This window comes from Pseudanabaena sp. UWO311 (genome assembly GCF_006937785.1).
Classification (GTDB): domain Bacteria; phylum Cyanobacteriota; class Cyanobacteriia; order Pseudanabaenales; family Pseudanabaenaceae; genus Pseudanabaena.
On the sequence record NZ_SJEE01000015.1, the window covers coordinates 95,986 to 109,808 of the forward strand.

General features: G+C 38.1%; 18 protein-coding genes. All 18 read left to right on the top strand.

Annotation, left to right across the window (positions count from 1 at the left end; all coding sequences use genetic code 11):
• Nucleotides 1–303 precede the first annotated feature (303 nt).
• Nucleotides 304–1,419, top strand: a complete 1,116-nt coding sequence (locus PseudUWO311_RS13175) for an Acg family FMN-binding oxidoreductase (protein ID WP_142655694.1) — start codon at nt 304–306, stop codon at nt 1,417–1,419.
• 31 nt (nt 1,420–1,450) lie between these two features.
• Complete coding sequence (locus tag PseudUWO311_RS13180) at nt 1,451–2,050, top strand: DUF998 domain-containing protein (RefSeq protein WP_142655695.1); 600 nt, start codon at nt 1,451–1,453, stop codon at nt 2,048–2,050.
• A 29-nt stretch (nt 2,051–2,079) separates the two neighbouring features.
• Nucleotides 2,080–2,658 carry an NAD(P)H-dependent oxidoreductase gene (locus PseudUWO311_RS13185; protein ID WP_142655696.1) on the top strand — a complete coding sequence of 193 codons (579 nt, stop codon included), beginning with the start codon at nt 2,080–2,082 and terminating at the stop codon, nt 2,656–2,658.
• Entirely contained in the window at nt 2,655–3,518 is an 864-nt protein-coding gene (locus PseudUWO311_RS13190; RefSeq protein WP_223807564.1) for a CPBP family intramembrane glutamic endopeptidase, read from the top strand. The genes PseudUWO311_RS13185 and PseudUWO311_RS13190 overlap by 4 nt, the downstream gene beginning before the upstream one ends.
• Nucleotides 3,511–4,320, top strand: coding sequence for a CPBP family intramembrane glutamic endopeptidase (locus tag PseudUWO311_RS13195; RefSeq protein ID WP_142655697.1), 810 nt, complete (start codon nt 3,511–3,513; stop codon nt 4,318–4,320). Before PseudUWO311_RS13190 ends, PseudUWO311_RS13195 begins: the two co-directional genes overlap by 8 nt.
• 120 nt (nt 4,321–4,440) lie before the next feature.
• On the top strand, nt 4,441–5,103 hold the full coding sequence (locus PseudUWO311_RS13200) for a GIN domain-containing protein (RefSeq protein WP_142655698.1): 663 nt from the start codon (nt 4,441–4,443) through the stop codon (nt 5,101–5,103).
• 87 nt (nt 5,104–5,190) lie between these two features.
• Nucleotides 5,191–5,823: a hypothetical protein gene (locus PseudUWO311_RS13205; protein WP_142655699.1), complete on the top strand. Its 633-nt coding sequence runs from the start codon at nt 5,191–5,193 to the stop codon at nt 5,821–5,823.
• A 24-nt stretch (nt 5,824–5,847) separates the two neighbouring features.
• On the top strand, nt 5,848–6,672 hold the full coding sequence (locus PseudUWO311_RS13210) for a CPBP family intramembrane glutamic endopeptidase (protein ID WP_142655700.1): 825 nt from the start codon (nt 5,848–5,850) through the stop codon (nt 6,670–6,672).
• Nucleotides 6,669–7,043, top strand: coding sequence for a hypothetical protein (locus PseudUWO311_RS13215; protein WP_142655701.1), 375 nt, complete (start codon nt 6,669–6,671; stop codon nt 7,041–7,043). Before PseudUWO311_RS13210 ends, PseudUWO311_RS13215 begins: the two co-directional genes overlap by 4 nt.
• 385 nt (nt 7,044–7,428) lie before the next feature.
• Nucleotides 7,429–8,475 carry an AI-2E family transporter gene (locus PseudUWO311_RS13220; RefSeq protein ID WP_142655702.1) on the top strand — a complete coding sequence of 349 codons (1,047 nt, stop codon included), beginning with the start codon at nt 7,429–7,431 and terminating at the stop codon, nt 8,473–8,475.
• A 273-nt stretch (nt 8,476–8,748) separates the two neighbouring features.
• On the top strand, nt 8,749–9,150 hold the full coding sequence (locus PseudUWO311_RS13225) for a hypothetical protein (protein ID WP_223807565.1): 402 nt from the start codon (nt 8,749–8,751) through the stop codon (nt 9,148–9,150).
• Between the two features lie 23 nt (nt 9,151–9,173).
• Nucleotides 9,174–9,512, top strand: coding sequence for a hypothetical protein (locus tag PseudUWO311_RS13230; RefSeq protein WP_142655703.1), 339 nt, complete (start codon nt 9,174–9,176; stop codon nt 9,510–9,512).
• Nucleotides 9,513–9,589: 77 nt separating this feature from the next.
• Nucleotides 9,590–10,450: a DUF6920 family protein gene (locus tag PseudUWO311_RS13235; RefSeq protein WP_142655731.1), complete on the top strand. Its 861-nt coding sequence runs from the start codon at nt 9,590–9,592 to the stop codon at nt 10,448–10,450.
• Nucleotides 10,451–10,463: 13 nt separating this feature from the next.
• On the top strand, nt 10,464–10,964 hold the full coding sequence (locus PseudUWO311_RS13240) for a hypothetical protein (protein WP_223807567.1): 501 nt from the start codon (nt 10,464–10,466) through the stop codon (nt 10,962–10,964).
• Nucleotides 10,965–11,031: 67 nt separating this feature from the next.
• Nucleotides 11,032–11,574, top strand: coding sequence for a hypothetical protein (locus tag PseudUWO311_RS13245; protein WP_190303488.1), 543 nt, complete (start codon nt 11,032–11,034; stop codon nt 11,572–11,574).
• A 51-nt stretch (nt 11,575–11,625) separates the two neighbouring features.
• Nucleotides 11,626–11,895, top strand: a complete 270-nt coding sequence (locus PseudUWO311_RS13250; RefSeq protein ID WP_142655705.1) for a hypothetical protein — start codon at nt 11,626–11,628, stop codon at nt 11,893–11,895.
• 234 nt (nt 11,896–12,129) lie between these two features.
• On the top strand, nt 12,130–13,047 hold the full coding sequence (locus tag PseudUWO311_RS13255) for a GGDEF domain-containing protein (RefSeq protein WP_142655706.1): 918 nt from the start codon (nt 12,130–12,132) through the stop codon (nt 13,045–13,047).
• A 5-nt stretch (nt 13,048–13,052) separates the two neighbouring features.
• Entirely contained in the window at nt 13,053–13,733 is a 681-nt protein-coding gene (locus tag PseudUWO311_RS13260) for a DUF1345 domain-containing protein (protein WP_190303489.1), read from the top strand.
• The last annotated feature ends 90 nt before the right edge of the window (nt 13,734–13,823 follow it).

A 13,823-nucleotide genomic window follows, 5' to 3' on the forward strand; every position in this document is an offset into this window, starting at 1 on the left:
AGCAAGAGATTCATCTTCTGCGTTCCACGTAACATCAGTTAAAAGTGTTGTCGAACAACACTTTTAACTCAATTATTAGATTCTAGAGTATTTAGACATTGGTCACACTAAAGCTTCCCTCAAAATAGCAATCAAACTATTTTCTACAGCAATTTCCGACCAAACGTACCACAAGAAGATTTTTGAAAGCATTGCTTTCAAAAATCTTCTTGGTTTGAGTTTTAGAGCAAAGCACTGTAAAGCGATTTCGACAACATTTCATCGTTTGGATTGTAGCTGGATCATTAGATCTGAAACTAACTTATGAATAGAACAAAATTTATTGGTATTGCTGGTGGCTCAATCATTGCAACTGTACTTACAAGTTATTTATTTAGCGATAAAAGTAATCTTTTAAGGAAGGACTTGAAATTGATAAGCTCTAACAATGCAACTTTTAAAGTAGATGAAAACGAGATTCTACATCTCGCATCCCTTGCTCCAAGTGGGCACAATGCCCAGCCTTGGTTTGTCCAATACCTCGAACCCTATAACTGGATTATCGGCAACGATAAAAGTAAATGGCTACCAGCCGTTGATCCAACTCAGCGAGAAACGATTTTATCAATTGGAGCGTTTATTCAAAATCTGGAATATGCTGCGAGCACTTTTGGCTATATCTGCCACTGGACTTTACTTGCCAAGACCAATCAGGATGAACAGGTAGTGCAGGTGAAATTAAATAAAATTGAATCAAAAAATCCATTTGACATTTCAAAAATCAGGACTCGCCGCACTGTGCGGTCTAATTTTTTAAATGACGAGCTAAAAACAGAAGATCTCCAATATCTTACTAGTTCAGAACCTGAGTTCATTCACTATTTACCTGCGATTGGCAAAGAAGGTCGATTTATCAGCGACCAAACCATGGTCGCAAATCGACTGCAAACTTATCGCGACCCAGCGCAACAAGAGCTTTCCGACTGGATTAGATTTTCTACTAAGGATACTGATAAGTATCGGGACGGTCTGACAACTGCAAGCATGGAAATTGAAGGGTTCTCTGGTTGGGTAGTAAGGAATTTTTACAACAAAGATAATGTGATGAAAAAAGATTTTCGAGAAGTGGGGCTTGATAAAGTTAAGCAGCAGGTATCTGAATCGGCAGGTTGGATTCTCATTACTAGCAAAGACAACTTAGTAGCGACATTACTAGAAACTGGCCGCAGAATGCAACGGCTTTTTCTTAAAGTGAGAGAAAAGAATATTGCCATTCATCCGATGACTCAGATATTAGAAGAACCATCAATCCAGCAACAACTAAATCAAGCAGTTGGAATCAGCGAAAACATTCAATTTATTTTGCGATTAGGGTATTTAAAAGATTATCCAAAGCCAGTTTCACTCAGACGACCTGTTGATTGGTTTGTTCGTTCATAGAAAATATTTACAAATAAGTGTTCTATCTGTCATGAATAAATTAAAACTTTCTGGTTTCTTATTCTTTCTTGCTGGCGCATTTGCCTTAATGGGCATCATTACTGCTGAAGCATTTTATCCATCTGGCACGGGTTACACAACTTTTCATAGCGAAGTCAGCGATCTTGGCGCAACCAGACCGCCCAACAGCATAATCTATCAGCCGTCTTCGAGCATTTTTAATACCACAATGCTGTTATCAGGACTGATGACTTTAACAGCAACATTTTATCAGCATAGATACTTCAGAAAATTGATTGCCAGTATTCCACTCGGTCTATTTAGTTTGGGTTTAGTGGGTATTGGAATTTTTCCTGGAGACAAAACTCCGTATCATGGAATGTTCGCAATGCTTGCATTCTTATCTGGTGGATTTTCCGCGATCGCTACATCTGCCAAAATCACTTCAGAACCTTTCAAATATATTGGGATTCTACTTGGTTCGGTTGCATTACTTACTTGGTCTGCCGCCGTGTTTTTCCCAACCATTATTGTCCCTTTTATCGGCATAGGCGGAGCAGAAAGATGGATAGTTTATTCACTTGTATTATGGCTAACAGGCTTGGGCGGTTATCTGATGAATAAACAATAATTTGAAAAATAAAACAAAAAAATAAAACAATGAAAAAAGTACTTATTATCAATGGACATCCAGACAAAGAGAGCTTTTGTTTTGCGATCGCAGAAAGCTATAAAAAAGGCGCAGACTCATCTGGAGTAGATTGCAAATTGGTGCATCTAATTGATTTAGATTTCAATCCCATTTTGACTTTTGGATACAGAATAATAAGCGGGTTAGAACCCGATCTAGTAAAAATGCAACAAGAAATCTTAGCAGCAGACCATTTAGTTTTGATTTATCCTAATTGGTGGTCAACTTTTCCTGCGCTTCTAAAAGGATTTATTGATCGAGTTTTTGTGCCTGACTTTGCCTTCAAATATCGTGAGAATTCTCCATTTTGGGACAAATTATTGGTAGGGAAAACCGCAAGGATGATTGTCACAATGGATACGCCAAATTGGTATTACTTCTTGATGAATATAAATGCTGGACATAATGCAATGAGAATTGGCGTATTAGAATTTTGCGGTATAAAACCCGTAAAAATCACCTCATTTGCTCCCGTAAAATCATCTGATGAAGTAAAAAGAAAAAAATGGTTGGCTGAAGTTGAAAAATTAGGAAAAGAGCAAAAGTGAAAATCACAAATCACAAATGGCGATCGCTAAAGCAAATTGGATTTTTTCTGCTTTATACTTTTTCGATAACTTGGCTATCTTGGCTGATTATTATCATTGGGAACAGATATTTTAACGCTCTTTGGTATGGTGAGCCTTTATTTTGGATACCTTACGCGATCGGCAGTTGGGGAGCAGTCATTAGTTCCTACATTATTTATCGACAGTTCAAGGAAGATTTTAGCGAAGCATCTTTTGTTAAGTATATCTTTGGTAAAAAAGTCGATAGAAAAGCATGGCTAATATTTGGATTATTTACAATTTGGCGACTATTGATGATTTGGATTGCTTTTGGCATCAACAGACCTATCTCAATACTCTCAATAATTATTAATTTACCACTGCTCATCCTTCTAGGTGGATTAGAAGAATTAGGTTGGCGCGGAATTTTGCAGCCTCAATTAGAAAAGATAATTAATTACTTGCCTTCTATTCTTGTTGTGGGAACTATATGGAGTGTTTGGCATTTGCCGCTATGGATGATAAAAGGCACAGTCCAAAGTTCATTTCCCTTTGGATTATATTTATTTTCAGGAATAATCTTAACTGCTAGTTTTACAACTCTCTATAAATACACAAACAACTTATTCCTTTGTGTATTGAGTCATGCTTGGTTTAATGGATGTATTGGATTAGCTCTATATGTCGGCAATAATGGAACCTTACAGCTAGATTTGAATTGGAAAGTAATTGTAGTTTTTTCCCTTGAGCTAATAGTATCTGTCTGTTTAGGAATTGCATATAGCCGTAAGAACCCCCTTATGTTAAACAATAAATTCAAACCCAGAAAAAGAACTTCACTTAATAACAATCATGAATAATAGCAAACCAGAGAGCCATTCACCATTAAAATTCTTTCTACTTGTTTTTGGACTTTCTATCCCTTTATGGATAATTGAAACAAGAATTGATATAAAAGGGCTACCGTTAGATATTCCTATAACAGACATTTTAGCTGCATTTACACCAACGATCGCAGCCAGCATTCTCATGTATAAGGCGGAAGGACTTATTGGTGTTAAAAAACTGTTTAAAAGGATTTTAGATTTTCCAAGAATCACCCAAAAGATATGGTACGGGTGTGCTGTATCACTGCCATGTTTAGTATATGTGTTGATATACATCATAATTTATCTCTTAGGATTACCGCTTCCATTTAACTTTCATATTCCTTTTCTTTCTATCCCTTTTCTCTTTTGTTTGTTTTTTCTTGGAGCTGCTGCCGAAGAAACTGGCTATATGGGTTATGCGATCGATACTATACAAAAAAGGTTTAGTGCTTTATCCGCAGGTATCCTTATCGGTATACCTTGGGCTGTATGGCATTACCCATCAATAATTCAACAAGGACATAATCTAACTTGGATAGCTTGGGCAACTCTTGGTACAGTTGCGGTCAGAGTTTTGATTGTTTGGATTTACAACAACACGGGCAACAGTTTATTTGCCTGCATCCTGTTTCATACTTTCATGAATTTAGGAAGACCTTTGTTCCCAAGGGATGGAATACATAATCCATTGGTTGATTATCCTGAAATTCACTACTCAATAATTGCGATCGCCGCAGGTGTTGTGGTGTTTCTCTGGGGATCAAAGACCTTAGCCGAATATAGATATGCCTGACTTTGCAGATGATATCGAGTGAATATGGCGCGGGCGAAGCCCGCGCCATATTCACTTCAAAGCCCAGTAAATTCGTTCGCATTGCGTAAGTCCTATTTAATTTAAAAATGGAGAAAAATAATGAAATCGAAGCTATTCCGTTTGACTTTATGTTTCACAATTTTGGGCCTGTTCACAGGTTGCGTTTTTACGCTGGGTGGGATTAGAGGTTCGGGAATTATCAAAACTGAATCTAGAGAAGTTAACACTTTTTCATCAATCTCCTTTAAGTCTGTGGGTAAGCTCAAAATCCAACAGACTGGCAAAGAATCTCTCACAATTATCGCCGAGGATAACATCCTGCCAATTTTAGAAAGTCGAGTATCTAACCAAACCTTGTATATCAGTAACGCTAATAAATCAAGCATTGATCCGACCCAGCCTATTGAGTTTGTTGTGGAGGTTAAGAGCTTGGAGCGATTAGACATCAATGGAGTTGGCAGTATTGAAGTCAAAGATATTCAAGGCAAACGTTTGTCGGTTTCTCTAGATGGAGTGGGTAGCATTGCGATCGCAGGAAATGTTGATGTATTAGAGCTTAATCTTGATGGAGTGGGTAGCTTTAATGGTGAAGATTTGAATGCCAAACAGGCTACAGTTCGGAATAAAGGGGTGGGAAGTGCGGTAGTCAATGTGAGTGAGGAGTTGAATGCAACTGTATTAGGTATCGGATCAATAGAGTATATTGGATCTCCTCAAGTTAAAGAATCTGTGAAAGGCATGGGGGCAATCAAGAAACGATAGATTCGATTAAATTTTTTAGCGATCTGAGTCTGATGTAATAATCAAGATCTAGGAATCTATCATGAATAACTTAATAATGCTAAAAACATGAATAAAACAGTACATAAAGTTGGGTTTTGGTCAGGACTTATTGCATTTTTTTCAACAGTTGCATTTGTTATTGTTCAGATGTTACAACTTTTTGGGGTGCTCAGTTATCCATTAGATGAAATTTTAATTTATGGATTTTCGCTTTGTATAGTAATACCTTTCTTGCTAGAAATGCTTGCACTTCACTATATAGCTCCAACAGAGAAAAAGTTTTGGAGTCATGCGGCTCTTATTTTTACAGTCTTGTATGTAGCATTCGTTTCTGCTAATTATGTTGTTCAACTAGCAACAGTAATTCCGATGACACTTCAAGGAGCTTCAGACGAGATTCTGATTCTAAGTCAAACTCCGCACTCTCTCTTTTGGGACTTTGATGCGATTGGTTATATATTTATGGGATTCGCAACCTTATTTGCCGTTCCAATATTTGAAAAGCAGGGATTTCAAAGGTGGGTCAGATATTCTTTCTTGATTCATAGTCTGGTTACACCATTGATTGTATTTGTTTATTTCTATCCATACTTTTCGGAGACGCTACTTCTGATTGGAATGCCTTGGGCAATTACAGCGCCCTTGTCAATGCTGCTACTTGCCATCATGTTTAAGAAAGATTTTGAAGTAAGTACTTAAACAATTTAAGAATAGAAGACTAATATGGAAAACAACGTATCAGAAATTAAATCACCATTCAAATTCTTCTTGTTAGTTTTTCTATTATCAATTCCTTTCTGGATATTTGGTGCTGTGGCAGGAGATGTGACTAAAATAATTCCTATAAAGCTGCCAATAAGCGCCTTAATGACTTTTTGTCCTTTATTAGCAGCAGCGATTCTTGTTTATCAAGAACAAAATATTCAGGGAGTTAAGGAACTCTTAAAACTATCTTTCGACTTTCAAAAAATCAAAGACAAAAAATGGTACATACCCATTGTTCTTCTCATGCCCACCATAGCGGCACTTTCTTATTTGTACTTGAAGATAACAGGAGTGATCCTCCCCGAACCTCCAACATCCTTTCTGTTAGTTATCATTTTTTTCTTTGTGTATTTTATTGGTGCGATCGCAGAAGAAGTGGGTTGGAGCGGTTATGTTACAGAACCTTTGCAAAACCAGTATGGGGCTTTTAAAGCTAGTATCATCATCGGTTTTATTTGGGCAATATGGCATATTATTCCCTACAGTCAAATGCATCAAACGCCAATATGGATATTTTGGCAATGTCTTGGCACAGTTTTTCTGCGAACAATTATGGTTTGGATTTTTAACAATACTAATAAAAGTGTTTTCGCGCTGATTCTCTTTCATAGCATGATTAATATAAGTCCGTATCTATTCCCTAGTAATGGTTCGCACTATGACCCATTTATCTTTGCTATTTTGTTAGCGATTACAGCGATCGCGATAACTTGGCTATGGGGAACAGAAACTCTGGGTAAATATCGTTTTTTAGTCCAATCAGTATCGAGAAATGAGGTATGACCAACTCTAAGCGTATAGGAGAACTGCTAGGACCAACCCTAATGGTAATGGTTGCTTCGGAGTTTCCGCTTATTCAACCGCATCTCTACGACGAACAGATCCCGCCAGTCGTCTACCTCTCTGGAGTTCTCATGTTCGTCGCGGGTTTGGCGATTGTGCGATCGCATAATCTATGGCAACGTGACTGGACTCTATTGATTACACTCTGTAGTTGGTTCTTGCTGGCGCTCGGACTTTTCCGAATGTTCGCTGCTAGTTTCTACCGACAGACAACTGGCAACACAAGTTCACTCTTTTTTATGATTGTCGAATGTATCCTATTTGCAATTGGTTCTTTGATAACATGGAAGTCATATGCCCGTTCGTCTTGAGGAAATAGATTGTTAGTGCGATCGCGATAACTTATTTATGGGGAACAACAACACTGGGTAAATATAGATTTTCTCAACTAGTTATTCGATTTCAGTACCATTCAGTTACATTTTGTAGCGTATTCAATCAACTCATTCACGAAATCAAGCGATCGCCTTTCACACTTAAAGCTTTGGTATGAGTGAAAAATATTAACTTCTCCACTTTAATCGAACAATGGCAAACTGCTGACAGCTATAAGTTGCAACAAAATAACTGCGAAGGTTTGTTGTTTTTATATGAAAGGGATTTCAAAGATAGGTCAGATATTGTTTGGAAATTTGATGTTTTGGGAACCTAGAAGGTAAGTCTGAGATATTTAAATCTATTCACACATCATATACTATGAGCCAGAAGTCATCTTCCAACCCGTGGCAAATACTTAGTAACTCAGCACTTCTACGCTTTCTGCTGCTGTTTGGCTGTAGTTGGGCTACGGTGTTGCTGATTAATTATTTCTACACTACGATCGCCCTCTTCACTGCGGCCAGTATCTTTGCGGTGCTACTAAATTATCCTGTGGTCTGGCTATCGCTTTATATGCCCAGAAAACTGGCAATTACAGTCACCTTTATCGGGGCAGTCACTTTATTGCTTGGTTTGGCTATGCTGATTGGTCTGGAAGTGTTGAATCAGGGACAGAGTTTGCTAACCCAGATTAGAAATACGTTGAACCAGCCAGATCTTTTACCATTTTTGGATTCCCTCAAGCAACTGGATATTAAACAAGTAATAGAAACACTCCAAACGAGTTTAGCATCTGGTTTAGGAGTCGTTAAAAGTATCTTTTCTAGCGTCTTGATCGGGGTTTTTTGGGCGGTTATCAGCTTGTATATGCTGATTGACGGTGAAAAGCTGTGGAAATTATCGCTGCGGCTATTGCCAGTCGCCTACCGCGATCGCTTTGCTAAAACCTTTCAGCAAAGTTTTCTCGGATTTTTACGCGGACAAATGCTGTTGATGCTGTTTCTCTCTGGCTCCACCTTGCTAATTTTTCCATTTTTGGGGGTGAACTATGCCCTGTTTTTGGCGATCGTTCTTGGCTTAATCGATTTGATCCCTGGCATTGGAGCCACCTTGGGAATTACGCTAGTTACACTTTTAGTCTTAGCCTCTCAAGGAAGTGAGATCGCCTTAAGAGTGTTGATTGCCTGCATCGTGTTAGGTCAAATTCAGGATAACGTAGTGCAACCAAAAGTAATGGGCAATGTCCTAGAGTTAAATCCTGTGCTGCTGTTTCTATCGCTGTTTATTGGCGAACGAATGGCTGGATTATTGGGTGTTTTTCTTGCCATTCCGATCGCTGGTATGATTGCCGCATGGATGAAATCAGCCAAAGCAGAACCAAATCCAGTTTTGGAAGAAGTTCCAGAGAAAATTGTCGAACAATAGCAAAATCATTACGCCTAGAAATCTCGACTCACAGTAGTAGCGATCGCCTTTAGAGGATAGATTGTTAATGCGATCGCCATAACTCAATTACATTTTGTAGCGTATTCAATCAACTCATTCACGAAATCAAGCGATCGCCTGTCACAATCAAGATTTTACATAGGAAAATCTATGGCATTTAAAAAGCAGGCAGTATTACTAGGATTAGCCACATGAAAAGTGAGAACAAATAAATATAGGAGAAAGCATGAAAAAATTACTTCAAAAATGTCGATGATTAAAAACTACTACTATCTAATAGTAGGCATTCTCTCAATAGTTTTCTCATTTACACATTCATGGAATGGTCAAGCTACAGTTTTGCCTATAGTTAATACAAGCAGCATTGATTTGTCTACAAAAACGACGATTTTTTATGTTTGGCATATTCTTACGGCTGAAAACTTTATTTTTGGTATTGCATTTCTTGTAATGGCATTTTACAAAGATTTATCAAAAGTAAAATTTACAGCTTGGTTCATCGCAGTTATAATCATTGCTCGCTGGGGAGTCATTTCTGGTAGCACATTATTTAAAAATATAAATGGTTTCACAGATACTTGGTCTGATTCAATAGCAATAATTATTTATGTCGGATTAATAATATTAGGTACAAGAATAAAAGATAGAACTTAACGGCGAAATTTTTGGCGCTTGAAATGTCGATTCAGACCAAACTAAGATTGATTAAACTTATTCACACTGCGATCTGGATATTCTTCAACTTTGTGATTTTCTATATGCTTTATGCCGCGATCGCTAATAAACTCGATCTCTGGCTCTGGATTGGTTATGGCTTTGTATTTCTAGAAGGACTGATCCTACTTGCCTTCAAATCCCACTGCCCTTTGAATCTTCTGGCTCGACAATACACAAACTCCACAAAGGACAACTTCGATATTTATTTGCCAGATTGGTTAGCGAAGTACACGAAATCAATCTACACAACTATTTTCGCGATCACTATCATCATCACCCTCTATCAAATTTTAAATTGAGAAACATGATATTCATTCAAACATGGCGATTTGTAGCCCTCATACTTGCTGGATTTAGCATAAGCTTAGGTCTGTTTATGAGCTATTCGTTGAAATTACCACCAATAGTCATTATTATCATCTTGATCGTCGCTTTGTTGTGGATTATTACGATGTACGGCAGCGATCGTTGGCGGTCTGAGACTGATAAATTACGAGTCAAAATGACAAATGGACAGCAACCTATTCACCCTAAAACCTATGATTCTAGAGAAATTGTAGATTTACCAGAGCCTGTGCAACGTTATTTTAAAACTGTTCTTCAGAATGGACAGGCGATCATAGCAAAAGTCGAACTCTTGCAGAAAGGACAGTTCAACATGAATGAAAAGTTGGATAAGTGGAACAAATTCACCGCCACTCAACTTGTGGTTACTCACCAACTGGGCTTTGATTGGGATGCGCGTATCCAGATGGCTCCACTGCTAAATGCTTTTGTCCATGATACCTATCTGTTAGGAGCAGGCAACTTACACGCCTCATTACTGGGGCTTTTCACCCTTGCCAATATGCACGATGCACCTGAATTGAACAAAGGTGAATTATTGCGATTCTTTGCGGAAGCGGCTTGGTATCCTACTTCTCTATTACCCAGTCAGGGCGTGAGTTGGGAAGCAATTAACGATCGCTCGGCTCTTGCTACCTTGACAGATGGAAAGACAACTGCTTCGGTCGTGTTTCAGTTTAATGCTGAAGGTGTAATAGCTAGTATGCGGGCTGAAGAACGTTATCGCGATAAGACAACTGCTATGCCTTGGAGTGGTCGATTTGGGGAATATTCACTTGAGAGTGGGATGCTTATTCCTTTATATGGCGAAATTGGATGGGAGTACCCTGAAGGACTTCGGCTCTATTTTAAAGGCAAAATTACTAAAATCAGTTATGAGTTTGCATCGTGAGCATATACATTCCATGAAAAATCCTATAAAAAAAGCACCTTTTTTCAAGCACCGTTTCTTTTTATTAGGAATATCTTTATCGCTATATACGATGGGATTAATTTTGCCAGCCCTTGCCTTTGAGATCGTGAACTACAAAACATTACACTCAGGTGTCATGGTCGATATGAGAGGAATTGAAGTTACCGCTTGGGGAGTACTGGGATTATTATTTCTCCAAATACCCGCGATCGGCTGGTTAGCAAATCCGCTCTATTGGTTTTCCTGTGTATCTTTTGTACAGAAAAAATACAAGCTCTCTATAGTTTCTGCTCTTATAGCAACTATCGTCGGTTTTATAGGAACAATATCTGCATATTGGTTTGCTTTACCTAATGGAAGTCGTCCTGATAGTCAGATTTTATTAAGTAAGTTGTTACTTGGTTTTTGGTTATGGCTTGCTGCTCCCACATTCCTGATGCTTGTTAATTTTGTCTATTTGCAATATAGGAGTCGCCCCAATGCACATGAATAAAGGAAAGAGAAGCATAAAATTAAATTTGTATACACTGTCAATTCTGTTAGTAACGATTATTTTTTCTTTGCTTATTTTTAAAGATAAGGCGATCGCACAAGCTGCCGATGTGCCGAAACCTAATGGTAACGGAGACTTTAATAGCATATTTCTACAAGGAAACCGTGGCTTTTATGCTGTTCAAAAGTGGTTAATTATTCAGTCTGAAGAATCAGAAGCGAATGGAGGTACTGTAAATTGTCGGTACACCCCGAATGGAGAGATAAGATCTCGTATTCAGAGAGGTGCTATTATTACGGCTGTTTTTAACCAAACCGCAAATGGTCGAGTTCCCAATCCCCATACCTCAGCCGATGATGCAATTGTTTTAGACAGTAGTGGCTCCCCTTGGTTGCGGGTAATCGGCACAAGAGAGGAGTTAGCTTATCCCGTCAAACCTCTGATTTTTTATGACTTAGGAGAATGCTATGTGAGGGCTAATTTAAAATATATTGCTCCAATTAATCCTGATGCAATCAATTTTTACGATCAAAAAAAATCTCTTTCTTATTGTACTAGTAAGCCTTTGTATTGCTTACCAATTATCTCTCAATGGCTATCACTAAGATAGTTGTCTTCAGTACACCTACTTTAACAATATCAATACTCATAAATCAAATTCATGGAAAATACGTTGCTTGATAAAATATTTCGCGATCGCGAAGGTAAAGTCGTTCTCGCTCAGATGCCAAACTTACCACTCATAGTCTGGATTGTGGCTAGTCTATTGCGGCTAATCTTTACAACAGGCAAAGTTAATATTGGATTAGAAGCGATCGCTTTTGGCTCTCTGTTTACTTGGGCTTGGGAAGAATTATTTCAAGGAGTTAATTACTTTCGGAGAGCATTAGGGCTTTTGGTGCTAGTTGGTCTAATTGCGTCAAAAATTTAGTAGATTCACGAGACGCGCGATCGCAATACGAAAAACAAGAAATGTTTAGCCATGTTTTGCATGGCTGATTATTTTTTCTGTAAAGATTTGTTGTGTTTTCATTCAACTCATACAATTTATACGTGACTAAACCACGATTTTAAACAACAGAATAACTACGATAGTAGTTGTAAATGACACTTAGTAAGAATCCCAGAAGATCCACTTTGATTTTATTGGCGGAGGAAAAGCGATATGGATAATGAGATGAAAGCTAGTTCAGATGCATTTGATAGTTCAATAAGTGTCAAAACAGTTCCTCTTAAAAACTTGCTCAATCAAAGCGAAGAAATCAAAGCAGATGTAGAGAAGGCTGCGGAGCAACTTGGTTCGGTGAATGCAGTCCTCACAAATAATGCTAAGGTCATGCCCCCATTTCCGACCATCCAAGAGGTGATTGCGCAAAACGAAAAAGCCGAGAAAAAAGTAATAAAAGCTGCGGAAGATCTGCAACAGGTTAATGCCGAACTCACCAAGCAAGTGGCTGAGAGAATCGACATCGAATTGGAACTGAGGGAAACAAAAAATGATCTGCTTGAGGTACGTGCAGATTTATCAAAATCTCAAATAAAAGAGAAAGATGCACAACACAGTGCATTGCATGACCCACTTACAGGACTTCCAAACCGTTTGTTACTTGAGCAGCGTCTTGACTATGGATTACTCCAGGCACATAGACATAATTGGAAACTCGCGATCATGTTCATAGACTTAGATAAATTTAAGAACATTAATGATTCCTATGGTCATGACATTGGGGATAGAGTACTGATTACTGTGGCAAAACGTTTACAAACTTTTGTCAGGGGCGAAGATATCGTTAGTCGATGGGGAGGAGATGAGTTTGTGTGTATTTTGTTGAATATTAAGCTGGAATCCGATGTGATTAGATTTGCCGAAAAGATGGTTAATCGGATTTCTGAAACCTGTGAATTTGACGGAATTGTTTTTTCAATAAGTGCCACTATAGGTATTGCGATATGTCCTAGAGATGGAGATACGGCTGACATTCTCTTTAAAAAAGTCGATAGAGCTATGTATAAATCTAAAAGTACAGATAAGAGAGTTATGCTGTTTAGCGAATCTATTTTAGATAATCCTGCTGTTGAATAAATACTTTGGATAATTTAGTCAAAGATAAACTTTCTCACCGATGGAGAGTGCGATCGCGCTTAATTTTGTCTATTCTTGTTGCTTTAATCGTGTTAGTTTTACTTCCATCTTGGTTTAGCCTGTCCACCAAGATTCTCTGTATATGGGATGCGGGGATGATCAGTTTCTTAGCCGCAACTTGGATGCTAATGGTGCAAGCAAAATCAAAAACAATGCGTCGTAATGCTCAAAGTCAGGATGAAGGAAGACTAGTAATCTTGAGCATTGTTACTACTGCTGCATGTGCCAGTATATTTGCGATCACATTCATCTTAAAAGAAACAAAAGGAAAAGATATAAGTATCTTAATTCCCCACCTGATTCTTGCCGTGGTCACAATTATTGGCTCATGGTTACTTGTTCACACAATTTTTGCGATGCACTACGCTCATGAATATTATCAGGATCACCAAACTCAAAGTGATTGTAAAGCAGGAGGACTAGCTTTCCCTGAGGATATTGAGCCAGATTATTGGGATTTTTTATATTTCTCTTTTGTAATCGGTATGACCAGTCAAGTTTCAGATGTTCAGATTACTTCGCGATCGATGAGGCGTTTATCTTTATTACATAGTGTGCTCTCTTTTTTCTTCAATACTGCAATTGTAGCAATGAGCATTAATATTATTGCTGGACTAATTCAGTAGCTGTAATGTCCAAATAAATAACCTCGCCGCTTGCGTCGGGGCTATTTATTTGGACATTACAGCTATAGTCAATTTACATCTGCTTTATTA

Bases quoted from the DNA above. Each gene is read 5' to 3' on its own strand.
- PseudUWO311_RS13175 (WP_142655694.1), top strand. From the start codon at position 304: ATGAATAGAACAAAATTTATTGGTATTGCTGGTGGCTCAATCATTGCA.
- PseudUWO311_RS13180 (WP_142655695.1), top strand. From the start codon at position 1,451: ATGAATAAATTAAAACTTTCTGGTTTCTTATTCTTTCTTGCTGGCGCA.
- PseudUWO311_RS13185 (WP_142655696.1), top strand. From the start codon at position 2,080: ATGAAAAAAGTACTTATTATCAATGGACATCCAGACAAAGAGAGCTTT.
- PseudUWO311_RS13195 (WP_142655697.1), top strand. From the start codon at position 3,511: ATGAATAATAGCAAACCAGAGAGCCATTCACCATTAAAATTCTTTCTA.
- PseudUWO311_RS13200 (WP_142655698.1), top strand. From the start codon at position 4,441: ATGAAATCGAAGCTATTCCGTTTGACTTTATGTTTCACAATTTTGGGC.
- PseudUWO311_RS13205 (WP_142655699.1), top strand. From the start codon at position 5,191: ATGAATAAAACAGTACATAAAGTTGGGTTTTGGTCAGGACTTATTGCA.
- PseudUWO311_RS13210 (WP_142655700.1), top strand. From the start codon at position 5,848: ATGGAAAACAACGTATCAGAAATTAAATCACCATTCAAATTCTTCTTG.
- PseudUWO311_RS13215 (WP_142655701.1), top strand. From the start codon at position 6,669: ATGACCAACTCTAAGCGTATAGGAGAACTGCTAGGACCAACCCTAATG.
- PseudUWO311_RS13220 (WP_142655702.1), top strand. From the start codon at position 7,429: ATGAGCCAGAAGTCATCTTCCAACCCGTGGCAAATACTTAGTAACTCA.
- PseudUWO311_RS13225 (WP_223807565.1), top strand. From the start codon at position 8,749: ATGATTAAAAACTACTACTATCTAATAGTAGGCATTCTCTCAATAGTT.
- PseudUWO311_RS13230 (WP_142655703.1), top strand. From the start codon at position 9,174: ATGTCGATTCAGACCAAACTAAGATTGATTAAACTTATTCACACTGCG.
- PseudUWO311_RS13235 (WP_142655731.1), top strand. From the start codon at position 9,590: ATGAGCTATTCGTTGAAATTACCACCAATAGTCATTATTATCATCTTG.
- PseudUWO311_RS13240 (WP_223807567.1), top strand. From the start codon at position 10,464: ATGAAAAATCCTATAAAAAAAGCACCTTTTTTCAAGCACCGTTTCTTT.
- PseudUWO311_RS13250 (WP_142655705.1), top strand. From the start codon at position 11,626: ATGGAAAATACGTTGCTTGATAAAATATTTCGCGATCGCGAAGGTAAA.
- PseudUWO311_RS13255 (WP_142655706.1), top strand. From the start codon at position 12,130: ATGGATAATGAGATGAAAGCTAGTTCAGATGCATTTGATAGTTCAATA.